Source organism: Pedobacter psychrotolerans (assembly GCF_004340665.1).
In the GTDB taxonomy this organism is placed as follows: domain Bacteria; phylum Bacteroidota; class Bacteroidia; order Sphingobacteriales; family Sphingobacteriaceae; genus Pedobacter; species Pedobacter psychrotolerans.
This window is the reverse complement of sequence record NZ_SLWO01000002.1, coordinates 57,587-80,230: the sequence shown is the minus strand read 5'-3', so window position 1 is coordinate 80,230 and position 22,644 is coordinate 57,587. Positions and strand designations below refer to the sequence as shown.

Sequence of the window (22,644 nt, the reverse complement as noted above, 5' to 3'; positions counted from 1 at the left end):
GTTTTTACATATGTTAAAGTTTAAAATTTGAGCATTATTGGTGAAATGTCAAAATTTGCGAATGTTTGAAAAGCATTAACCTTTATTTGATTTGCATAATTTATCCATGTTCTAAAATGATACTTTTGTCGTCTTAAACGAATCAAGCCATTTTTTAGAAATGAAAATTGTTTGATTATAATATTAATTTTAAATGCAAACGGTTTCAGACAATATCACCTACATAAAAGAAAAGAATCAAAAAATAGCCACTTTTCTTGCTTTTGCTTTAATTCCGCTTTCGGGCTTCGCTACAGATATCTATATTCCATCTTTACCTACCATGGCAGGAGAGATGCAGGTGAGCAGTATTCAGGTTCAACTTACCTTAAGTATATTTCTGATCAGTTATGGGGTATCTCAATTATTTATTGGAAGTGTTTTAGATAGTTTCGGGCGGTATAAAATTTGCCTTTATGCACTGTTAATTTTTGCTGCTGCCAGTATTGTAATTGCGATTACCCATAATATCTATCTGATTTATTTCATGCGGGTAATTCATGGTTTAACTGTTGGATGTATTGTTGTAGCAAAACGTGCTTATTTTGTTGATTTATTTGAAGGTGATCAACTTAAACACTATTTAAGTCTGTTCTCAATCATTTGGTCAACCGGACCAATTATTGCACCTTTTGTTGGAGGATATTTACAGCTGGCTTTCGGATGGGAATCCAACTTTTACTTTCTTGCTGGTTTTGCTCTCGTTTTTGCTTTACTCGAGTTTCTTTTCAGCGGAGAAACATTAAAGCATTTTACAGATTTCCAATTAAAAAAGATTGTCGGTATTTATGTTAGCATGATTAAAACCACATGCTTTACGTTAGGTATTGTGATGTTAGGTTTAGCTTATTGTATGGTAATGGTGTATAACATGACGGGCCCCTTTATCATTGAGCATGAGTTGAAATTTTCTCCAGTGATTGCGGGTTACAGTTCTCTGGTTTTAGGCTTTGCCTGGATGGTTGGCGGTTTTATTGGTAAGGCAACCATTAACCGTCCGTTTTTTAGGCGCCTTGCCATTAATTCAGCATTGCAACTTTTATTTGTAACCTTAATGATTTTAAGCTTAAGCCTGATTAGTAATTTATATTCCTTGATCTTTTTCGCCTTTATCATTCATATCGGTGCTGGCTATACTTTTAATAATTACTTTACTTTTTGTCTAAGTAAATTCCCGAAAAATGCAGGTATTGCAGGTGGTTTAACAGGAGGAATTACCTATGTGATTGTTTCTTTCCTAAGCTATGGCGTTGTTAATCTTTTCCCGGCAAAAGATGAGCGTAATTTGAGTTATAGCTATCTAGTGATGATTTTAATTTCGGTATTGGTGATGTTTGTGATTATGAAAACGAGGAAGAAAGGTGAGTTAACGATTTAATATAGTTCAATAGATTGCGCAGATTATTGTATTAACCATTTAAATCTGTGGAATTATTTGTCGCAAAAAGTATTGGAATGTTATGGACAGTTCTAAACCGATTAATTTATTGCTAATATTATTTTACTTTTAAATAAGTTCCTTCCAATGTTGCATTAAATCCAAATTCGCAATCACTTATTTGACCCGGACTTTCCTGGGTAATCATTAAGAAACCATTATAGAATTTAATCCTGAATTTGCAAGATTTGTTCACCAAAATAACCAGCTGATTGTTTTTTAAAACAGCCTTTCCCGATGCATCAGCAATGTTTCTTCCAGGATCACGAGTGACGGAACTAATATCATAAGTATACGTGTTGCCACTCAATTTCTTAATTGAAATATTTCCCTGATAACCTTTATCTCCATATTGATACGCATATTCACCTGTCAACTGATCTGGTTGAAGCGGAGAAAATATTTCTGGTTGAAGATTTGGATTGTCTTTAACAGTCAGTGACGTAGCATAACTGGTATCAGCTTTAGTCGCCGACCAGTTGCCTTCCAGTTTATTATTTTTAAGCGTAGCATAAATACTTCCACTGATATTTCCATCTTTTTCAAATTCATGCAATGAATACTGATTATGATCCTCTATGAGGCCAATAATTTTAATTGGCTTTTTTAATTTAGTATTCAAATACCTGATGTTTCCTAAAATGAGCTGATTGGAAACGGAAATATTTAATTCAACCGGAATCTTTTTATTAATAAAACCTGTTAAAGTATATTTCTGTATAGTATTATTTTGCTGTGCGTGGCAAATGCTTGTCGCAAAGCTTAAAAGGATCAATATTATTTTCAAAGCACGCATAGAAATGTTTTTATCTAAAAATAGAAAAGTCGCGGGGATTAACCGCGACTTCTTAAGAATATAGATGTATTAATTATCCTAATTTCTCTAACTCATCCTTCACAAACTTGGCCAATTCCTTTACATAATCTGCACTGAAGTCAAATTTAATTCCTGCGGTTTCATAAATTTCATTAATTGGTTTCGTGTAGCCTAAAGAAAGCGCAGCTAAGTATTGATCTAATGCCTGACCTGGATTTTCTTTATAATTTTTCCAAACGGCAATAGCGCCCAACTGTGCAATGGCATATTCGATATAATAAAAAGGCACTTCAAAAAGATGCAGTTGTTTCTGCCAACCGTTACCAAACTGTTGTTCTAAGTCAGTCCAATCTGCAAAACCAGCTCCAAACCGACTGTAAATCTGCTTAAAGGTTTCCTCACGGTCTGCTGCAGTATGTTCAGGATTGGTGTAAATCCAGTGCTGAAATTGATCAATTACCGCAACCCATGGTAAAGTTTTAAGTACATCTGCCAATTGTTCTTTTTTAGCACGGATCAAATCTTCCTCGTTATCAAAATAAACATGCCAGTTGTCCATGGATATAAGCTCCATGCTCATGGAAGCCAATTCGGCTACTTCAGAAGGGCAATGCTTAAAATCATTTAATTCCAGGTTTGCAATTAAGAAAGTATGGATCGCATGACCACCTTCATGAACCATAGTCGTTAAATCGCGAAGCGAATTTGCCGAATTCATGAAAATAAATGGTGCACCCGTTTCTGCCAGAGGATAATTATATCCACCCGGAGCCTTACCTTTTCTGCTCTCTACATCAAAAAGATGATTGGCCTTCATGGTCGCGAGTTTTGCGCCTAAATTTTCATCAATGGCGTTAAAACAGGCAATACTTTTATCAATTAATTCTTCGCCATTATTAAATGGTTTCAGTGCGGGTTTTCCACTGATGCTCACCTCTAAATCCCATGGTTTTAGCGTTTCCAAGCCTAAAGCTTCCCGGCGTTTTTCTGCCTGCTCTTTTAAAATGGGAACAATTTCTTTTTCAATTGCATTGGCAAAATCATAACAGTCTTGTGGAGTGTAATCAAAACGACCCAATGCCTGGAACATATAATCACGATAGTTTTCAAAACCTGCATTTAAAGCCGCCTGATGTCTCATTTTGATTAATTCATCAAATAAAATATTCAGATCATCCTTATCAATTAAACGTCGTTGCTGAATGGTTTTCCAGGCATGTTCACGAACTTCACGATTTAAATCTTTAATGAAAATTGATGCTTGCTCTAAAGTATATTCCTGCCCATTAATTTCCACACTCATTGCACCAGTGATGCTCTGATATTTTTGCTGTTTAACCTGCAATTGTGTAAACAATTCAATGTTTTCTTCACGATAAATTTCCAGCGCTTTTTTAATCGCCCTACTATACACGAAGAATTTTTCCTTCTCCAGATCATCCATAAAAGGACTTTCCACAAATTTCTTGTTTAATTCGTTAGATAGCGGTGAAATTTTTGGCTCAATCTCTTCTGCAAAATATTGAAAGCTTTTAACCAGTTCTTCATTGGCTGTATCGCAACTCATTTTAATGTACCGCCAGGCAAAATCCTCTTCAAGTGCTGCTTCCAGTTCAGAACGGTCTTTCAACCATTGCTCCAACGCTTCTACATTATTGATTTCGCGATTTTGTAATTCTGTGAATAGTGGCGACAGGCTTTCCCATGTAATAGTCAAATCTTGTGGGATATATGTTCTGGTTTTTTTTTCTATAATCATATTTTGTTAATTATTGAATTACAAAATTATTGAGTTAGGGAATGATTGAAGGGCATTTAATATTGACAAACATTCCTTATTCAAAATTCTCTCATTTCTATTACTTATGTCTGATGTAAGCGTCGATTAAAAAGCAAACGGCAAATACCACAGAGGCATAGCCATTCAAAGTCTGAAACGCCCGGTTTACTTTACTAATGTCATTTGGTTTAACGAGCAAATGCTGATAAATCAACATAGAGCAGAAAAATACAATTCCAACGTAATATACCCAACTGAATTCAGTAAAAAATACAGGTAGGATTACACATGTTGCTGAAAGTACATGCAGTAAAACGGATACGTTCAGTGCATTTTTTATGCCAAGTGCAGAAGGAATAGAATGTAATTTTTCTTCACGATCAAAGGCCTCATCCTGTAGAGCGTAAATAATATCGAATCCGCTTACCCAAAAAAGTACTGTAAAAGAATATAAAACCGGGACAAGTGCAAAGTGACCTGTTACTGCAATGTAAGCACCAATAGGAGCGAGCGCAAGGCCAAGTCCGAGAACCAGGTGACACAGTGCAGTAAATCTTTTAGTATAACTGTAAAACAGCACCACAAATAAGGCAACAGGTGATAAATAGAAGCACATCGGATTGATGAAGTATGTGCTAGCGATTAACAACACGCAGTTGATGATCACAAAGATTAATGCTTCATTGGCCGAAACTTTTCCGGCAGGAATATCACGCATTTGCGTACGGGGATTTTTTGCATCGATATCTCTATCCAGATAGCGGTTAAATGCCATGGCGGCATTCCTGGCAAATACCATACAAAGCAAAACCAAAATCAATTTATGCCATTCGAAAGGATTGTCAGTCGTGGTTACACCCAAAAAGAAGCCAATCATTGCAAATGGCAATGCAAAAACGGAGTGCGCAAATAGTACGAGTGAAAAATATTTTTTCATTGATTGATATACGAATATTTTATGTGTCCGATTTTCAGCCGTAAACTGAAATTGCTAACTGTTTAAAACTTTTTATAGTCTGTCGGAACGACAAAATCTTTATTTACTTCACTAATAAATTGCAGCACATCATCTTTCCCATTTCCTTTTTCTGCAGACGTGATAAACGTTGCCGGAATTTCTTCAAAGAAATCACCCAGTTTTTTTCTAAATGCTGCTACATTCTTTTGTGTGGTTGTCATTCCCTGTTTATCTGCCTTTGTAAATATCAGTGAGAATGGAATTTGCTTTTCACCCAACCAATAGCAAAATTCAATATCAATTTGCTGCGGATCTAAACGGCTATCAATCAAGACAAAAATACATTGCAAACTTTCTCTCTTGGTAATGTAAGCACGAATAAATTTCTCCCATTTCTCTCTGCTGGTTTTTGAAACTTTTGCATAACCGTAACCGGGAAGATCGACGATATACCACTTCTCATTAATTAAAAAGTGGTTAATCAATTGTGTTTTGCCTGGACGTTGCGAAGTTTTAGCCAATCCATGCTGATTCACTAGCATATTAATTAAAGAGGATTTCCCTACATTAGAGCGACCTATAAAAGCATATTCAGGCATTAATGGCGCTGGTAATGCCGAAATTTGGGTGTTGCTGCAAACAAATGTTGCCGTTTTGATAACCATATGGCAAATGTAACAATTAGTTTTGAGTTGGGCGTTTGGAGTTAGGAGTTGAAAACCCAGCGTTGTCAGTAGTCCGTAAAGTTTGAAATCATCGCTAAACTGTAAACTCTGAACTCCTAACTGCAAACTCTTTTACTTATCTTTGCCTTACATCATGAATCAGAATATCACTCCATATCAAATAGCAGATGCAACTAAAAAAGAGCAGGTTGCAACCATGTTTAACAACATTTCAGGTACATACGATTTTTTAAATCACTTTCTCTCTTTAGGGATTGACATCATCTGGCGTAAAAAAGCCATCAAAGAATTAGTCTCTATCCAGCCGAGAAATTTACTTGATGTGGCCACTGGAACAGGTGATTTTGCATTTGAGGCAATAAAAAAGCTGCATCCCGAAAAAGTAATCGGTGTAGATATTTCTGAAGGCATGTTAGCCGTGGCGAAGAAAAAAATTAACGAACGGAGCTTGCATGAAGTGTTCACGGTACAGATGGGCGATTCAGAAGGCTTACACTTTGAACAGGACACTTTTGATGCCATTACCTGTGCTTACGGCGTGAGGAATTTCGAAAATCTCGAAAAGGGTTTGGCTGATATGTACCGGGTTTTAAAACCAAATGGTAAAATGGTAATTCTGGAATTTTCAAAACCCCGTGTATTTCCGGTAAAACAATTATACAACTTTTACTTTTTACATATCACGCCATTTTTTGGAAAACTATTTTCAAAAGATGCGAAGGCATATACCTACTTGCCTGAATCAGTAGCCGCTTTTCCTGATGGAAAAGATTTTACCACCTTAATGGAGAAAGTTGGTTTCAAAAGTACCAAACAAAGAATTTTAACGTTTGGAATAAGTTCAATTTACGTCGGCACTAAATGATAAAAAAATTAAGCCTCATTCTCTCCCTATTTTTTATCTATACTACTTCCTTTGCTCAAAATTGGGGCGGAGGAATTGATGATGAAGATTGGAGTTTTGGGTTTAACTTTCAATACATTTCCGCAGAATATAAAATCCTAAAAAAAGAAAACTGGCAGAGTCCATTTTATGAAGTTCCTGATTCTTTTGGAGTCTCTTATGATCCAAACACTGGACTTCCGGTTACCGGCCGTTTAAATTCGATTTCCAGCCCGCCATCTCAAGGTTTCGGATTGGGCTTTGTGATCAATAGAAACATTTCTGATAACTTTGATCTCCGTGCCACACCATCATTAATTTTTAGTGATCGGATTGTTCGTTATGAATACGAGCAAATGGGATCAATTGATTTGGGCAACGGACAAACCAAAAATTTTCAAACCCAAATCGATAAGAAAGTTCAGGCTACGATGTTTGAGTTCCCGCTCGGATTAAAAATAAAATCGAACCGCTTAAATAATTTCCGTGCCTACTGGTTGGGAGGAGCTAAATATTCCATTGATATTGCCTCAAAGAAAAAAACTTTTGATGAAGGTGAAAGTGCAATCAATAAGTTATTGAAAAATCAGCGAAATTACCTTTCTTATGAGACTGGAATTGGTTTTGATTTATATTTTGAATATTTTAAAATGTCGCCGGAGATTAAATTATCGTATTCTACCAATGATATTCTGCAACATGACGACACTGCTTTCGCCAATCCGATAGATAAGTTGAAATTGCGTCAATTAACGTTCAGCTTAATTTTTCAATAGCCGTACAAATCAAAAAAACTTACCTTTGCCAATAGAGGTAAATCATCGGCCTTAGTTTTATGTCGGAGGATTTATCAAGACTTAAATTCATATACATGTCTAAAATTGCTTTAATTACAGGCGCAACATCTGGTATTGGTGAAGCTTGTGCCCATACATTTGCACAGCAAGGTTATCAGTTAATTTTACTGGCCCGCCGAGAAGATCGTTTAACCAAAATTGCACATCATCTGGCCGATAAATACGAAATAGAAATTAAACAGGTCTTGGCTGACGTTCGGGATAAAAAAAGCCTATCCGCTGCGTTGGAAACTTTACCCGCTGATTGGAAGAAAGTTGATGTGCTGGTAAATAACGCTGGCTTAAGTCAGGGTTTAGATCCAATAGATCAAGGCAACACTGATGATTGGGACACTATGATTGATACCAATGTTAAGGGTTTGCTTTACATCACTAAAATTGTATCCAACTGGATGATTCCCAATCAATCTGGTCATATCATAAATATAGGATCAATTGCTGGTAAGGAGGTGTATCCGAACGGAAATGTATATTGTGCAACCAAACACGCCGTTGATGCTTTAAGTAAGGCGATGAGAATAGATCTTTTGCCCTATGGCATTAAGGTAACAGAAATTAATCCGGGTATGGTTGAAACTGAATTTTCAGTGGTCCGTTTTAAAGGAGATGAAGACCGGGCAAAGAAAGTATATGAAAATTTGGAGCCACTAATTGCAGATGATATTGCTGATGCCATTTGGTATGTGGTGAGTCGCCCGAAACATGTGAATATCAACGACATGTTGATTATGCCAACAGTACAAGCTACGGCTACAATTATTAACAGAAAGAACGGATAGGCAGGAAGTTGGGAAGGCGAAGAGCTGTAAAGTTGAGAAACACCAACTTATCAAAATAACCATCTTCCCATTTAAACTCCTTAAAAAAAATTAATTATGATATCAGACACTATAAATCAGGAAATGAAAAAAGCCATGTTGGCTAAAGATCAGGCACAGTTAAGAGGTTTAAGAGCTATAAAAGCCGCTTTGCTTCTGGCTAAAACAGAAAAAGGTTCTTCAGAAGAAATTACAGAAGAAACTGAACTGAAAATTCTTCAGAAATTAATCAAGCAGCGTCGTGAATCGGCTGATATCTACAAATCACAAAACCGTGAGGACTTATATCTGGTTGAAGAAGAAGAAATTAATGTTATTAATCAATTTTTGCCACAACAATTGGGTAGGGAAGAAGTTGCTTCGATTATTGAAGATGTAATCAAACAATCTGGCGCAACATCGGTTAAAGATATGGGTAAGGTGATGGGCCTAGCAAACAAAGCACTTGCCGGTAAAGCAGATGGTAAATTAATTGCTGAAATTGTGAAAGAAAAGCTTGCTTAAATAAGCTTAAAGCTGAAAGACCAAAGGAGGAAGCTATTCTCGGTTTTGTATCTTGATAATTGATACTCGATGCCTGATAGTGCGTTTGGATGCGAAGAATCAGGTTTTTATACCGTTTTCGGTTTTATTTCAGAAAAATGGCATAGAAATGCGAAAAATTAATTTTACTCTACTAACTTAGTGCACAATACCATCTAGAATACATATGACATACCAGGTAATAGAAGAAGAAGGATTTAAATACATTGAAGCTGGAAAAGGCCAGACACTGGTATTGCTACATGGCCTGATGGGTGAACTAAGCAATTGGGAATTGGTAATCGAACGTTTTAAGGATCGATACCATGTTATCATTCCGATTCTGCCCATATATGATTTACCTATTTTAACTCTAGGTGTTAAAGCCTTATCAAGATACCTTCATCGGTTTTTAAAGTTTAAATCGCTTAATCAGGTGGTATTGGTCGGCAATTCTTTAGGTGGGCACGTAGGCTTAGTATTTACTGTTGCACATCAGGAATTTGTAAAGGCATTGGTCTTAACAGGAAGTTCAGGTTTGTATGAAAATGCTTTCGGTGGTTCTTTCCCACGTCGGGAAAGCTATGATTATATTAAAGAAAAGGTAGAGTTCACATTTTACGATCCGGCTACTGCAACCAAAGAACTTGTTGATGATGTTTTTAAAACAGTTAACGATAGGTCACGCGTAATCAGGATTTTAACCATGGCTAAATCGGCAATTCGCCATAACATGTCAAAAGAACTATCCAAGATTACCATTCCTGTTTCTTTAATCTGGGGTAAAAATGATAAAGTTACTCCTCCGGAAGTGGCAAAGGAATTTCACCAATTATTGCCGAATTCTGAGCTTAACTGGGTTGATCAATGTGGTCATGCACCTATGATGGAGCAGCCCGAAGTATTTAATGATTACCTGGAGAAATTCTTAGATAGAATACTACTTAAATAATGTTTGCTGAAGAAATCATATCGAACGACATTCCTACACTGAATATCAATGATTCAGTGCAGAAGGCTTTAGATCGCTTAAACGATTTTAAACTAAAGCATCTGCCTGTTGTAAATGATAGTGTGCTTTTGGGTTTGGTTTCAGAAGATGATCTGCTCAATATTCATAATCACGATACACCTTTGAATGATGCTTCTGTTCATTTACTTAGCGCTTTCGTGCTTAATGATGCACATACATATGATGTAATCAGGTTACTGAGTCAGTTGCAGCTGAGTGTAGTTCCTGTTGTTGATCAGCAGAAAAACTATTTAGGTTTAATATCGATAAACGAAATGGTTGATGCTGTGGCTGAACAGTATGCTGTAAATGAACCAGGCGGGATAATTGTTCTGGAAATCAGCAACCGTGATAATTCTCTGGCGCATATCGCACAAATTGTGGAAGCGGATAATGCTCAGATTTTATCTTCTTATGTAAACTCTTTTGAGGATTCAACACGCCTTGAAGTAACCTTAAAAGTAAATAAAACTGAACTCACTTCTTTAGTCGCATCTTTAGAACGATATGATTACCAGGTAAAAGAAGTATATAACAATACGCAGGTTGATGATGGATCGCAGGAACGATACGATTCATTCATGAACTATTTAAATGTTTAAAAACTAATGATGAGGATAGCCATTTACGGGAGAGACTTTAATGATACAGTTTTGCCCTATGTTCAGGAGGTTTTTAATCATTTAGCCAATCATGATGTTCAGCCCGTTTTATACTCCAAGTTTAAAACATCGCTGCACGGAAAGATTAATTTGCCAAAAAATACGGTGATTTTTCATAATCACGCAGAGTTAAAAGAACGTGCAGATATTTTAATTAGCTTGGGTGGTGACGGTACATTATTAGATACACTTTCATTAATCCGTAATTCGAATATTCCAGTTATTGGAATCAACTTCGGACGACTAGGCTTCCTAGCCAGCATCAATAAAAATGAAATCGAATCGGCATTAAAGGCAGTAATTCATGGAGAATATACCTTAGATTGTCGTTCGCTTCTGGTGCTAGAATCAGATAATAAATTATTTGGCGAGGAAAATTTTGCCCTTAATGATATTACAATTCACCGACGTGATAATTCTGCCATGATGATTATTCATGCGAAGATGAATGATGACTTTATTAATTCTTATTGGGCTGATGGATTAATTATTGCCACGCCAACAGGTTCTACTGCCTATTCACTGAGTTGCGGTGGCCCAATCATTTATCCCGATTCCAGGAATTTTGTGGTTACTCCAATTGCTCCACACAACCTCAATGTAAGACCGGTAGTTTTACCAGATGACCGTAAATTATCATTTGAAGTGGAAGCACGTGAATCTAAATTTTTAGTTTCATGCGACAGTAGAACTGTAACAGTAGAAAGATCAGTTAAAATTTCTATAAAAAAGGCAGACTTTTGTCTTAATCTGATTCGGCTTAACAATGAAACCTACCTGAATACGTTAAGGAATAAATTATTATGGGGAATAGATACCCGTAACTACTAAATATGGTGCCGAACAAATTGCTTTTAATTCTTCTTTTCTTTGCTTTCAGTACACAAATATCACGTGGACAAGAAGGTGGTAATTGGGAATTGGGGTTAATGGCTGGTGGTGCAGGTTACATGGGTGATTTGAATCAGAACAATCCTTTAAAAATTAGTGGTATTTCAGCTGGTATCTTCGGAAAAAGAAATTTTAATCAATATTTAGGTGTGCGTTTGAATTACACCTACGGGCAAATTGAGGCTAAAGATTCAGAATCAAGCAATGCGCAGTTTAGAAATAGAAATTTAAGTTTCAAAACCAGTTTGAGTGAGGTAAGCGCCATATTAGATTTCAACTTATTTAATTTTAAACTGGGTGGTGGTAGCAGGTTGTTTTCACCTTATATTTTTGCCGGTGCAGGTGCAGTTATTTTCGAACCTACGGTTAAGTATGGTGGAGAAAAATACCGTTTAGATCGAATGGTTACAGAAGGACAGGAAAATGCTTATAGTAATGTTGCCCTCACCATTCCTTACGGTGTTGGGTTAAGGTATAATTATAAAGATACCTGGAGCATTTTTTCAGAGATTGGCTATCGAACACCTATGACAGATTATATTGATGACGTGAGTGGGCGTTATCCGGAAATTCAAAAGCAGGTTATTATAGGTAATCCACCATTTAATCTTTCAAATCCTGCAGATCCAAACAACCTAAATATTGGTATCCCTGGTACCCAAAGAGGAGATTTAAGAAAAAGGGACACTTATCTATTTGTTAGTGTTGGCATATCTTTTACCTTTGTATCCTCAAAATGCTACACGTTTTAAGCTGATTGTGACATAATTAATGGGATTTAAAGAACAAATAGACTATAGTCGCCTGCCAAAGCACATTGCTGTCATTATGGATGGTAATGGAAGATGGGCAAAAGGCCAGGGAAAAGTACGCGTATTCGGTCACGAACAAGGTGTACTTTCTGTAAAAGATATTGTGGAAGGTTGTGTAGACGTAGGTATTGAATACTTAACGCTCTATGCTTTTTCTACTGAAAACTGGAACAGACCAAAAGAAGAGGTTGATGCATTAATGCAAATCCTGATTTCTACTATCAATAACGAAACTGAAACATTGAATAAACATCATGTGAAGTTAAATGCCATCGGTAATATAGCCACTTTGCCGCAGCAATGTATCAATGATTTGCATGAAGCGATGGCCAAAACGGCACATAATGAAAAATGTACCCTAACCCTTGCATTAAGTTACAGTTCAAAATGGGAGATTTTAGATGCCGTGAAGCAAATTGCTTCTGCTGTAAAAGAAGATGCCATTTCCATAGATGATATAGATGAGGATTTATTTTCATCCAAGTTAACTACGGTTAATATGCCAGATCCGGAATTAATGATCAGAACCAGTGGAGAACACCGGATCAGTAATTATTTACTTTGGCAAATGGCTTATACCGAGTTTTATTTTACTGATGTACTTTGGCCCGATTTCAGACGCGAAGATCTTTTCGAGGCAATAGTTGACTATCAAAAACGCGAACGCCGTTTCGGTAAAATTAGTGAACAATTAAACTAATTTTTCTTTTAACACTTTTTAACAAGCGTTTAAACTAACTTAGCGCCACTTTTATACGATAAATGTAACCATTAAAGGAAAACTGAATAAAGTGATTTTTGCTTTATAAGACCAATACCTTCGTGGCCATTACTGAACAAATTACTTTAATGAAAAGAATATTTCAAGTTTTAATCCTACTAGTTTTAGCCACACCGGCCTTTGCTCAAATACGTCCACAAGGTCAGACACCGGTAACCCCATCTTTAAAAGTTGGAGGCTTAGATCTCGATTATTTCAGTCCGAAAGAATACATTATCGGCGGTACAAGCGTATCCGGAACACTGTATTTAGATAAAGATGTATTAATCACATTATCTAAATTAACCAAGGGCGATAAAGTTGTTCTTCCAGGTGAAGCAACATCAGATGCAATTAAAACGCTTTGGGCGCAAGGATTGTTTGATGATGTGAAAATTAATATTGAAAAATTTGTTCAGGATTCTGTTTATTTCGAAATCGAAGTAGTCGAGCGTCCTCGTTTAAGTTCTATTGATTTAAAAGGAATCAGCAAATCACAAAGAACAGCCATTCAGGAAAAGTTGAATGATAAAACTGGCAAAATCGTTAATGATAACTTATATAATACCACCTCTGGGATTATAAAAAAATATATGTTGGATAAGGGTTATTTCTTTACGGCCATTGATTATAAAACCCGTAAAGATCCTAATGCCGAAAACAGTGTTGTCTTAGAAGCTTACATCAATAAAGGAAGCCGTGTTAAGGTTCAGCACATAGACTTTACCGGAAACAAAGATTTTAAATCCGCTAAACTTAGAAAATATTTAAAAAGCCCTAAGCAATTTGCATGGTGGCGTTTCTGGGGTTCAGGAAAATTCTCTAAAGAGAAATATGAGGAGAATAAATTAAAGATGGTTGGTAAATTGCAGGAAAAGGGTTATCGTGATGCAACTCTTTTAAAAGACAGCATTTATCAGTACAACAAAAAGAAGGTAAATATTAAAATGGACCTTTACGAAGGGAAAAAATATTACTTCGGAAATATTAGCTGGGCAGGTAACGCCATTTATCCTGACAGTATTTTAAGTAAAGTATTAACCATTGAAAAGGGTGATGTATTCAGTGAAGAAAGATTAAATAAAAAACTGAATGGTGGTGGAGAAAACGGTGGCGATATCAACAGTATGTATACTGATAATGGTTACCTGACTTTCAATATTGATCCTGTTCAAACCAAAATTTACGGTGATACGGTTGATGTGGAAATGCGCATGTATGAAGGTCCACAGTATGTGAATAACAGAATTACGTTGAAAGGTAATACCATTACCAATGATAAAGTAGTTTTACGTGAGATTCGTACCAAACCAGGACAGAAATTTAATAAGAGTGATTTAATCCGTACCATTCGTGAGATTGGACAGTTAGGTAACTTCGACGAATCTAAAACAGTTCCTACACCTCGCCCTAATCCTGCAGATGGTACTGTTGATATTGAGTATGCTGTTGAAGAAAAACCTTCAGATCAGATTGAATTATCTGGTGGTTTTGGTGGTGGCCGAATCATTGGTACTTTAGGTTTAACTTTCAATAACTTCTCATTACGTAACCTTTTTAACCTTAAAGCTTATAAACCACTTCCAAAAGGGGATGGACAGAAGTTAAGCTTACGTGGACAAACGAATGGTAAGTATTACCAATCATATAGTTTCTCTTTCTCTCAACCTTGGTTTGGTGGTGAGAAGCCAGTAAGTTTTGGTGTAAGTGCATTTACTTCATTACAATCTAATGGATATAGCTCAGACAATGCAGCATTTCAGAAAATTCGTTTGAATGGTGTTACTGTAAGTTTAGGCAGAAGATTAAACTGGCCGGATAACTATTTCCAATTAAGCCATGCAGTAAGTTTCCAACAGTATATTTTAAATAATTATAGCGGGTTTAAATTCTCTACCGGTACATCATATAACTTTAACTTATCGCAGGAGATTAGCCGTGATTCAAGAGATTCACCTATCTTCCCTAAATCAGGATCTTTCCTTCGATTTACTATTCAGGCAACGCCTCCATATTCATTGTTTAACAAAGTGAATTATGCTACGGCATCTGATAAAGATAAATATCGTTTTACTGAATACCATAAATGGAAATTTGATTCGCAATGGTACCAACGTGTTGCTGGAAACTTAGTGGTTAAAGCACAGGCACAATTTGGTTTCTTAGGTCAGTACAGTAAAGCCGTAGGTCAATCAGCATTTGAGCGTTTCAAATTGGGTGGTGATGGTATGCAGGGATTTGACTTCTTACAAGGTTCAGAGATCATCGCTATGCGTGGTTATGCAAACAATGCTGTTATACCGAATGGTTCTAATCCAACTACGGCACAAACATCAGGTAGTCCAATTTATACTAAATATGTATTGGAGCTTCGTTATCCCGTTATTTCAAGTCAGCAAGCAACAGCATTCGTTCTGGCTTTCGCTGAAGGTGGTAACACTTGGGATCGATTTGGTGATTTCAATCCTTTCAACATCAGAAGATCAGCAGGTATTGGTGCCAGAATTTTCTTACCAATATTTGGTTTACTTGGTATAGATTACGGTCATGCATTTGATACCATACCAGGTGTTAGTGAGGGTGGTAAACAAAACTTTACTTTCAGTATTGCGCAGCAATTGGGTGGTTTTTAAAATATAGATTTTCTATCATAAAAAAGGGGATGTTTAACAGACATCCCTTTTTTTATGATTTTTAGATAAAAAATAGTTGAATTAACTTCAATTGTTAAAAAAAGTTAAATGCTTAAGTTTACTTTGGCTTTAACTATTTGATAGTATCTTTGTGAAGATTATGTTTTGATATAAACAAGTCTATTATAGTTTACATCAAATCGCTAATTAGATAAAATCATTAACAGAAAAATGAAACCATAATGGTTGTAGATATAAAAGTTTAATAGCTTTAGAAATCATAATTGCTTCATTACCTTTGAATACAAATTTACACACAATGAAAAAATATTTTTTAATCGCATTTCTACTTTGCACATCCTTTGGTGCCTTTGCACAGAAGTTTGCTTATGTAGATACAGAATACATTTTAAAGCAAATGCCAGAGTACAAATCGGCATTAAGCCAGTTAGAAGTGGCTTCAAAGCAATGGCAACAGCAGGTTGATCAGAATTTCTCTGAAATCGACAGAATGTATAAAGCCTATCAGGCCGATCAGGTTTTATTAACTGATGATATGCGCAAGCGTAGAGAAAATGAAATTATTGAAAAAGAAAAACAGGCTAAAGAATTTCAACGTCAGAAATTTGGTCCTGATGGAGATCTTTTTCAAAGCAGAGCAAAATTAATCAAGCCTATTCAGGATAAAGTTGCTGATGCAATTAAACAAATTGCCAAAGCAAAATACCTTGATTTTATCTTCGATAAAAGCAGTGAAGCAACCATGATGATTTATGCTAGCAGTAGTTACGATCTTAGTAATGATGTTGTTGTTAAGTTAGGTTACAAACCAGGAACTGCAAATAATTAGTATATTCGCCCGTTGAATTTCGAAAACAATTAGAAAAATAAAAAAGTAAAATAGAAAGATGAGAAAGTTAATTAACGTATTCTTTGTAGCAGCAGGATTAGTGTTTACAGCGAATATGGCAAGTGCGCAACAAAAATTGGGTCACATTAATTCAGAAGAAGTTTTCGCAAACCTTCCTGAAGCTAAAACGGCTCAAAGTACTTTAGAAACATTAGGAAAACAAAAACAGGCTGATATTGATGCAATGATCAAAGAATATCAGACTAAAATGACAAGTGCTCAAAGTTTAGAGAAAACCTTAAGCGAGGCAAACAAAGAAGCTGTAGGTAAACAATTACAAACTGTTGGTCAAGAATTGCAAGATTTAGAGAAACGTATCAATGATGCCCGTACAAAAGCTTCACAAGATATAGGCGCTAAACAAGGTGAGTTGTTCCAGCCAATTCAGGCTAAAGTAGCTACTGCAATTTCAGCTGTGGCTAAAGAAAAAGGTTTAGCTTATGTTTTTGACATTGCAAACGGTCAAGGTGGTAATAACCTGGTTTTCTGGGAAGGTGGTGATGATATCACAGCTTCAGTTAAAACTAAATTAGGCATTTCAGCAACTGCTACTAAAGCACCTGCACCTAAGAAATAAGTCTTGAGTCTTTAATCGGAAGTCAATAGTCTTCCTGCAAAGCAAAAAATAAAGAGCGGAATCAAGGTAACTTGGTTCCGCTTTTTTTATGCTGAGTGATTTATGAAAAATTTATTTTAGCATCAATAGTGTAGAATTTCTATTAATAAATCCTGAATGAATTCAGTAGGATGATTGTTTATATCTAAATGCTAATCAACTTCTCAGCTGACCAACTTTCCAACAATTGATAATAAAAAATAATATCTTTACCTCAATGCAAAACACTTCACCAATAGGTATTTTCGATTCAGGTTATGGTGGATTAACCGTATTCAGATCTATAGCAGATCGGTTGCCAGAATACGATTACATCTATCTTGGTGATAATGCCCGCTCTCCTTATGGTGACCATTCATTTGATACGATTTATAAATATACACTGGAATGCGTGGAGTGGCTATTTGCCAAAGGTTGTCATTTAGTTATTCTTGCCTGTAATACGGCATCTGCAAAAGCTTTGCGCACTATTCAGCAAAAGGATTTACCTGCAAAATATCCAGATAGGAAAGTGCTGGGCGTAATCAGACCTACTGCTGAAGTGATTGACGAATTTACTTTCAGCAAAAAAGTTGGAGTAATGGGAACCCGTGGAACGGTTAATTCTCAATCTTATTTATTAGAAATCAATAAGTTTTTCCCAAAGATTAATGTATTTCAGCAAAGTTGCCCGATGTGGGTTCCTTTAATTGAAAACAATGAACATTTGCAAAGTGGTGCTGATTTTTTTATCAATGAGTATTGCAGCAGTTTGATGCAACAATCTGAAGATATTGATTGTGTTCTATTAGCTTGTACACATTATCCGCTATTATTACCTAAACTTAAAAAAGTATTTCCTGATCACATTAATATTTTAACGCAAGGAGAAATTGTTGCCAATAGTTTAGTTGATTATTTAGAAAGACATCCAGAGATCAAAGCAAAACTAGCAAGAGCAGGAAAGAAATCATTTTATACCAGTGGAGATCCTTTGGCCTTTGATGAACATGCTTCGATTTTCTTTGGCGAGGAGGTAGGATCCAATAGTATGTAAAAGGTTACTATGCAAGCATAAGATATGCCTTTAAATGCTTTTAACATGCCTTAGGTATGGGCTTTGTATGGGATAGGAGTGGGGCTTGTTAAGCATTATATAGCGCATTTGTCGCGTCGTTTACTTCGACTGGTTCGTGGTGTGAAGTACTGGCCAATAGCGCATATTTATATTTTAATTCCTGGTTATTTTTAGCTATCTAATATTACTGTGGTAATTTATCTACCCTGATCAGTACAGTAGGCGATGTTAGTGCATCTAAAAATGAAACTACGGCGTCTTTTTCGGCATTGCTCAGCATTAAGCCTTTTAATAATTTATCATTTTTGGGTAGCAGTGGGTCATTCACTTGTTCTGGCTTAACACGTTGTACCGGCATCCCTATATTATACATATTCATTACACCATCTATATTGGGAAATAAGCCATTGTGAAACCATGGTGCAGTTTTCATCACATTTCGTAAACCCGGTGTTTTAAATTTGCCAACATCTTCCGGTTTCTTAGTTACGTTATATAAACCTAAATCTTCGTACTTACGTCCATAATAGGTTAAGCCATCGTTGTGAAATTCATTATCAGTAAACAATGGTCCGTTATGGCAATTGATGCAGCGGGCCTTGGTACGGAATAAATGTAAGCCCATTAATTGTTGATCGGTCAGGGCTTTTTTATCTTTAGCGAGAAATCGGTCAAAAGGTGTTCTCCTGCTCACAATGCTGCGCTGAAAGGTGGCAAGGCTTGAGAAAATTTTTGTATTGGTAATTTTAGCATTACCGAATGCATCAATAAAGTATGGCTTGTAGCCTTTAATTTTACTGAGTTTTTTAGCTAGCGCTTTTGTATCCTATTTGCAGATGGAATTGGCCTGTTCTGTTTATCTATAACTTTGCCTTCGATAACTGTTCTTGAACAGTTGTGGCTAAGAACATGAATAATAATATGTAAAGTTTCTTCAATTTAGAATCATCCTAATTGAAATAAGAATACATTATGCCAATGTCTTGTTTAAAATAGTATTGCAAACAGTTTAAATTTAAGTAATTCAAACAAGCAAATAAATTAATTTTTTTACTTGCTTGTTCAAATACACATAACTTTATAAATACCGCACTTTAATCCATTGTTCCGGTGATTCTTCTACGAGACCTCTAAACGCATTTGAATCAGTACGCCATGGGTCTATGTTAAAATAACTCTCATCAGCAGATGCCCATTGACCTTCTTGACCGCCAATTAAACCATGTACATTACCGTTCAGTAAAACATCCTGACAATAGTACAGGTCTACAATACCCTGATCTATAAATCTTTAATTTTGCCCAGAATCATCTAAAATAAGGTGATCACTACTTTGAAGATTAGTTAATGTACCGCTACTTATGCAGTTGTATGAGTGGAATTCATATTCTTGACCAATAAAACTAGAACTCAAGTTGTTACTTGCATAGATGCTATTTGTTTATTATAGTAAACAGAGAAATTTTTAAAAATCTTGCTTAGATCCTCACCTTTTATATTGGTTAACTCATTTTTACTGATTCTTGAATAACCATACCCTTCTGGTGATAAAGAAACTTCTTGTAAAGTTGGTTTTACTTGATCGTTTGTTTCCTTTTTACAAGAGTAAAGCAAGCTGATAATAATTACAGCAATTAGTGTCGTTAATTTTAAATTTCTTTTCATAGTCTTAGTTTTTAGTTAAAAATTATCTGATCTTCAATTGTAATTAATCATTTTGTTAATTACAATTTATTTTTAATTATTCTAAATAATAGTATTAGCTATATTAATTTTGAATTAACCTCTTCGTGACAAAAGAAAACACTTTTGTTTAGGTTGTGAGTATATAAAAGGATAACTTTGCGGCTTCAAACCCACACAATGAGTGATCAGATAAAACACGAATGCGGAATCGCTTTTATTCGCCTGTTAAAACCACTTTCTTACTACCAGCAAAAGTACGGTACAGCACTTTACGGCCTTAACAAATTATACCTTTTAATGGAAAAACAGCATAACCGGGGCCAGGATGGCGCAGGTATAGCTACCATTAAACTGGATATGAAACCAGGCAGTAGATACATCAGCCGATACCGAAGCATGGCTTCGAATGCGGTAGCAGATATCTTCGAATATGTTCAAAACAAATTCGTTGATATTCAAGAAAATACTCCTGAATTAATGCAGGATACAGAATGGCTCAAAGACAACGTAAGCTTTATCGGCGAAGTGTTAATGGGCCATTTGCGTTATGGTACGCATGGTAAAAACAGTATCGAAAATTGCCACCCTTTTTTAAGGCAAAATAACTGGATGACGCGTAACCTGGTCATTGCCGGAAACTTCAACATGACCAATGTTGATGAATTATTGGAGCAATTGTATGAATTAGGGCAGCATCCGAAAGAAAAAGCTGATACAGTAACGGTATTGGAAAAAATCGGTCACTTTTTAGATGATGAAAACCAGGAGCTTTTCGATCAATACAAAAAAGAAGGGCACGATAACGTGGCCATTACACACAAAATTTCAGATCATTTAGACATTGCGAATATCCTTCGCCGATCAGCTAAAACCTGGGATGGTGGATATTCAATTTGCGGGATGGTTGGTAATGGCGATTCGTTCATCATGCGTGATCCGGCAGGAATTCGTCCGGCTTACTATTATTATGATGATGAAATCGTGGTTGCAGCATCAGAAAGACCAGCTTTACAAACTGCATTTAATATTCAGTTTAAAGATGTAAAAGAAATTGATCCAGGGCATGCGCTAATTATCAAGAAGAACGGTGAAGTAAGCATGGAGCAATTCCGTGAACCTACCGAAAGACTTTCTTGTTCTTTTGAAAGGATTTACTTTTCTAAAGGAAGTGATGTTGAAATCTATCGCGAACGTAAACAGTTAGGTCGTTTATTGAGTGAAAAAATACTTCAGGCGGTTAATTACGATTTGAAAAATACAGTATTCTCTTTCATCCCAAATACGGCAGAAGTTGCATTTTTTGGGATGGTAGATGGTGTGCAACAATATGTTCGCAGGCACCAAAAAGATATATTACTGCATAAGAAGGAGTCATTAAGTGATGAGCAATTGGAGGAACTGTTGTCGCTTGCACCAAGAGTTGAAAAACTTGCTGTAAAGGATGTGAAATTAAGAACATTTATTACGCAGGATGCCGACAGGAGTGAAATGGTGGCACACGTTTATGATACCACTTACGGCATTATCAATAATCACCAGGATACCTTAGTGGCACTTGACGATTCGATTGTTCGGGGTACAACTTTAAAGCAAAGTATCATTAAGATTGTTGATCGTTTACATCCAAAGAAAATCATCATTGTTTCTTCTGCACCACAAATTCGCTACCCTGATTGTTATGGTATTGATATGAGCAGAATGGGGCAATTTGTTGCCTTTGATGCAGCAATACAATTGCTTACTGAACGTGGAATGTGGCAGGTAATTGAGGATGTTTACACGAAATGTAAAGCTTCATTATTATTGCCTAAAGAAGAGATTGTTAATCATGTTAAAGAGATATATAAACCTTTTTCTCCTGAAGAAATCTCTGCAAAAATTGCGCAGATTATCACGCCGAAAGGAACAGTTGCGTCAGTTGAGGTGATTTATCAAAGTCTGGAAAACTTACATGAGGCTTGTCCGAAAAATAAAGGTGACTGGTATTTCTCAGGTAACTATCCAACACCAGGTGGTAACAAAGTAGTTAATAAAGCTTTTGTAAACTGGAAAGAAGGAAATAACCAAAGGGCTTACTAAGCGAAGGTTAAAATATAATATTGGATGGCTCATATGAAAATATGGGCCATTTTTGTTGATGCGAATTGGGTTTGTCTGGTTGAACTTGATCAACAGGTGAGTCGTCATGCAAGTAGGTACGACGAAGCAATGACGATTTTGCTAGAAGAATCGTCTTCCTGAACTTGTTTCAGAATCTTATCTAAATAGGTGCTGAACTAAATTTACTGCGTAGCTTTCCGCTGTGCTACAGGTCAGCAAGACGATTCGTTTAGTGCATCCCCACGAAAAAACTGAATAGATTGCTTCATCCAATGAAAAATTGGCTTCGCAATGACGATTTTTCTAGAAGAATCGTCTTCCTGAACTTGATTCAGGATCTTATTTAAATAGCTGCTGAACTAAATTTACTGCGTAGCTTTCCGCTGCGCTACAGGTCAGCAAGACGATTCGTTTAGTGCATCCCCACGAAAAAACTGAATAGATTGCTTCATCCAATGAAAAATTGGCTTCGCAATGACGATTTTTCTAGAAGAATCGTCTTCCTGAACTTGATTCAGGATCTTATCTAAATAGATGCTGAACTAAATTTACTCCGTAGCTTTCCGCTGCGCTACAGGTCAGCATGACGATTCGTTTAGTACATCCCCATGAAAAAACTGGATAGATTGCTTCATCCAATGAAAAATTGGCTTCGCAATGACGATTTTGCTTGAGGAATCGTCTTCCTGAACTTGATTCAGGATCTT

The 22,644-nt window shown here is 36.1% G+C and carries 21 protein-coding genes and 1 pseudogene; 15 read left to right on the top strand and 7 right to left on the bottom strand.

The annotated features are described in order from the left end of the window. Positions 1 to 193 precede the first annotated feature (193 nt). On the top strand, positions 194 to 1,417 hold the full coding sequence (locus tag EV200_RS04255) for an MFS transporter (RefSeq protein ID WP_132529580.1): 1,224 nt from the start codon (positions 194 to 196) through the stop codon (positions 1,415 to 1,417). Between the two features lie 118 nt (positions 1,418 to 1,535). Here the strand turns inward: EV200_RS04255 and EV200_RS04250 are convergent, their stop codons facing one another. From EV200_RS04250 to yihA, 4 genes are all read right to left on the bottom strand, one after another. Beyond that, on the bottom strand, positions 1,536 to 2,273 hold the full coding sequence (locus EV200_RS04250) for an RFA2 family protein (protein WP_132529579.1): 738 nt from the start codon (positions 2,271 to 2,273) through the stop codon (positions 1,536 to 1,538). Positions 2,274 to 2,346: 73 nt separating this feature from the next. Then, positions 2,347 to 4,053: a M3 family oligoendopeptidase gene (locus EV200_RS04245; RefSeq protein WP_132529578.1), complete on the bottom strand. Its 1,707-nt coding sequence runs from the start codon at positions 4,051 to 4,053 to the stop codon at positions 2,347 to 2,349. 100 nt (positions 4,054 to 4,153) lie between these two features. Beyond that, the gene (locus tag EV200_RS04240) at positions 4,154 to 5,011 is read right to left on the bottom strand and encodes a UbiA-like polyprenyltransferase (protein WP_132529577.1); all 858 of its coding nucleotides are present in this window, start codon (positions 5,009 to 5,011) and stop codon (positions 4,154 to 4,156) included. Positions 5,012 to 5,073: 62 nt separating this feature from the next. Further along, positions 5,074 to 5,697 (bottom strand): ribosome biogenesis GTP-binding protein YihA/YsxC, encoded by a 624-nt coding sequence (gene yihA, locus EV200_RS04235; RefSeq protein WP_029287969.1) that lies wholly within the window; start codon positions 5,695 to 5,697, stop codon positions 5,074 to 5,076. A gap of 154 nt (positions 5,698 to 5,851) precedes the next feature. Between yihA and ubiE the strand changes: the two genes are divergently transcribed. From ubiE to murI, 13 genes are all read left to right on the top strand, one after another. Then, positions 5,852 to 6,583, top strand: a complete 732-nt coding sequence (gene ubiE, locus EV200_RS04230; protein ID WP_188754102.1) for a bifunctional demethylmenaquinone methyltransferase/2-methoxy-6-polyprenyl-1,4-benzoquinol methylase UbiE — start codon at positions 5,852 to 5,854, stop codon at positions 6,581 to 6,583. Beyond that, positions 6,580 to 7,377, top strand: a complete 798-nt coding sequence (porT, locus tag EV200_RS04225; RefSeq protein WP_132529576.1) for a type IX secretion/gliding motility protein PorT/SprT — start codon at positions 6,580 to 6,582, stop codon at positions 7,375 to 7,377. Before ubiE ends, porT begins: the two co-directional genes overlap by 4 nt. A 95-nt stretch (positions 7,378 to 7,472) precedes the next feature. After that, a complete protein-coding gene (locus EV200_RS04220) occupies positions 7,473 to 8,237 on the top strand; it encodes an SDR family oxidoreductase (protein WP_132529575.1) in 765 nt (254 codons plus the stop codon). Positions 8,238 to 8,333: 96 nt separating this feature from the next. Beyond that, on the top strand, positions 8,334 to 8,780 hold the full coding sequence (locus EV200_RS04215; protein ID WP_188754101.1) for a GatB/YqeY domain-containing protein: 447 nt from the start codon (positions 8,334 to 8,336) through the stop codon (positions 8,778 to 8,780). Positions 8,781 to 8,985: 205 nt separating this feature from the next. After that, positions 8,986 to 9,750: an alpha/beta fold hydrolase gene (locus EV200_RS04210; protein WP_132529573.1), complete on the top strand. Its 765-nt coding sequence runs from the start codon at positions 8,986 to 8,988 to the stop codon at positions 9,748 to 9,750. Next, the gene (locus EV200_RS04205; RefSeq protein ID WP_132529572.1) at positions 9,750 to 10,412 is read left to right on the top strand and encodes a CBS domain-containing protein; all 663 of its coding nucleotides are present in this window, start codon (positions 9,750 to 9,752) and stop codon (positions 10,410 to 10,412) included. The genes EV200_RS04210 and EV200_RS04205 overlap by 1 nt, the downstream gene beginning before the upstream one ends. Positions 10,413 to 10,421: 9 nt before the next feature. Further along, a complete protein-coding gene (locus tag EV200_RS04200; protein WP_132530614.1) occupies positions 10,422 to 11,303 on the top strand; it encodes an NAD kinase in 882 nt (293 codons plus the stop codon). Positions 11,304 to 11,305: 2 nt separating this feature from the next. After that, on the top strand, positions 11,306 to 12,115 hold the full coding sequence (gene porG, locus EV200_RS04195; protein WP_132529571.1) for a type IX secretion system protein PorG: 810 nt from the start codon (positions 11,306 to 11,308) through the stop codon (positions 12,113 to 12,115). A gap of 19 nt (positions 12,116 to 12,134) precedes the next feature. Further along, positions 12,135 to 12,875, top strand: a complete 741-nt coding sequence (locus tag EV200_RS04190) for an isoprenyl transferase (RefSeq protein ID WP_132529570.1) — start codon at positions 12,135 to 12,137, stop codon at positions 12,873 to 12,875. 149 nt (positions 12,876 to 13,024) lie between these two features. Further along, complete coding sequence (gene bamA, locus EV200_RS04185) at positions 13,025 to 15,568, top strand: outer membrane protein assembly factor BamA (RefSeq protein ID WP_132529569.1); 2,544 nt, start codon at positions 13,025 to 13,027, stop codon at positions 15,566 to 15,568. 319 nt (positions 15,569 to 15,887) lie between these two features. Then, positions 15,888 to 16,418, top strand: a complete 531-nt coding sequence (locus EV200_RS04180; RefSeq protein ID WP_132529568.1) for an OmpH family outer membrane protein — start codon at positions 15,888 to 15,890, stop codon at positions 16,416 to 16,418. 58 nt (positions 16,419 to 16,476) lie between these two features. Further along, positions 16,477 to 17,055: an OmpH family outer membrane protein gene (locus EV200_RS04175; protein ID WP_132529567.1), complete on the top strand. Its 579-nt coding sequence runs from the start codon at positions 16,477 to 16,479 to the stop codon at positions 17,053 to 17,055. 256 nt (positions 17,056 to 17,311) lie between these two features. Continuing rightward, a complete protein-coding gene (gene murI, locus EV200_RS04170) occupies positions 17,312 to 18,130 on the top strand; it encodes a glutamate racemase (protein WP_132529566.1) in 819 nt (272 codons plus the stop codon). 205 nt (positions 18,131 to 18,335) lie between these two features. Here the strand turns inward: murI and EV200_RS04165 are convergent. Together EV200_RS04165 and EV200_RS04160 are read right to left on the bottom strand one after the other, a co-directional pair. Then, positions 18,336 to 18,959: pseudogene (locus tag EV200_RS04165) on the bottom strand (cytochrome-c peroxidase); the annotation flags it as partial. A gap of 602 nt (positions 18,960 to 19,561) precedes the next feature. Then, positions 19,562 to 19,816 (bottom strand): hypothetical protein, encoded by a 255-nt coding sequence (locus EV200_RS04160; RefSeq protein ID WP_132529564.1) that lies wholly within the window; start codon positions 19,814 to 19,816, stop codon positions 19,562 to 19,564. A 198-nt stretch (positions 19,817 to 20,014) separates the two neighbouring features. Between EV200_RS04160 and EV200_RS04155 the strand changes: the two genes are divergently transcribed. Further along, positions 20,015 to 21,916: an amidophosphoribosyltransferase gene (locus EV200_RS04155; RefSeq protein ID WP_132529563.1), complete on the top strand. Its 1,902-nt coding sequence runs from the start codon at positions 20,015 to 20,017 to the stop codon at positions 21,914 to 21,916. Positions 21,917 to 22,459: 543 nt separating this feature from the next. On the opposite strand, the gene EV200_RS21870 is transcribed toward EV200_RS04155, so the two are convergent. After that, positions 22,460 to 22,644: hypothetical protein (locus EV200_RS21870; protein ID WP_208864503.1), on the bottom strand; the 185-nt coding region annotated here is incomplete at its 5' end.

Coding starts and splice junctions, on each gene's coding strand:
- EV200_RS04255 (WP_132529580.1), top strand. CDS start 194: ATGCAAACGGTTTCAGACAATATCACCTACATAAAAGAAAAGAATCAA.
- EV200_RS04250 (WP_132529579.1), bottom strand. CDS start 2,273: ATGCGTGCTTTGAAAATAATATTGATCCTTTTAAGCTTTGCGACAAGC.
- EV200_RS04245 (WP_132529578.1), bottom strand. CDS start 4,053: ATGATTATAGAAAAAAAAACCAGAACATATATCCCACAAGATTTGACT.
- EV200_RS04240 (WP_132529577.1), bottom strand. CDS start 5,011: ATGAAAAAATATTTTTCACTCGTACTATTTGCGCACTCCGTTTTTGCA.
- yihA (WP_029287969.1), bottom strand. CDS start 5,697: ATGGTTATCAAAACGGCAACATTTGTTTGCAGCAACACCCAAATTTCG.
- ubiE (WP_188754102.1), top strand. CDS start 5,852: ATGAATCAGAATATCACTCCATATCAAATAGCAGATGCAACTAAAAAA.
- porT (WP_132529576.1), top strand. CDS start 6,580: ATGATAAAAAAATTAAGCCTCATTCTCTCCCTATTTTTTATCTATACT.
- EV200_RS04220 (WP_132529575.1), top strand. CDS start 7,473: ATGTCTAAAATTGCTTTAATTACAGGCGCAACATCTGGTATTGGTGAA.
- EV200_RS04215 (WP_188754101.1), top strand. CDS start 8,334: ATGATATCAGACACTATAAATCAGGAAATGAAAAAAGCCATGTTGGCT.
- EV200_RS04210 (WP_132529573.1), top strand. CDS start 8,986: ATGACATACCAGGTAATAGAAGAAGAAGGATTTAAATACATTGAAGCT.
- EV200_RS04205 (WP_132529572.1), top strand. CDS start 9,750: ATGTTTGCTGAAGAAATCATATCGAACGACATTCCTACACTGAATATC.
- EV200_RS04200 (WP_132530614.1), top strand. CDS start 10,422: ATGAGGATAGCCATTTACGGGAGAGACTTTAATGATACAGTTTTGCCC.
- porG (WP_132529571.1), top strand. CDS start 11,306: ATGGTGCCGAACAAATTGCTTTTAATTCTTCTTTTCTTTGCTTTCAGT.
- EV200_RS04190 (WP_132529570.1), top strand. CDS start 12,135: ATGGGATTTAAAGAACAAATAGACTATAGTCGCCTGCCAAAGCACATT.
- bamA (WP_132529569.1), top strand. CDS start 13,025: ATGAAAAGAATATTTCAAGTTTTAATCCTACTAGTTTTAGCCACACCG.
- EV200_RS04180 (WP_132529568.1), top strand. CDS start 15,888: ATGAAAAAATATTTTTTAATCGCATTTCTACTTTGCACATCCTTTGGT.
- EV200_RS04175 (WP_132529567.1), top strand. CDS start 16,477: ATGAGAAAGTTAATTAACGTATTCTTTGTAGCAGCAGGATTAGTGTTT.
- murI (WP_132529566.1), top strand. CDS start 17,312: ATGCAAAACACTTCACCAATAGGTATTTTCGATTCAGGTTATGGTGGA.
- EV200_RS04160 (WP_132529564.1), bottom strand. CDS start 19,816: ATGAAAAGAAATTTAAAATTAACGACACTAATTGCTGTAATTATTATC.
- EV200_RS04155 (WP_132529563.1), top strand. CDS start 20,015: ATGAGTGATCAGATAAAACACGAATGCGGAATCGCTTTTATTCGCCTG.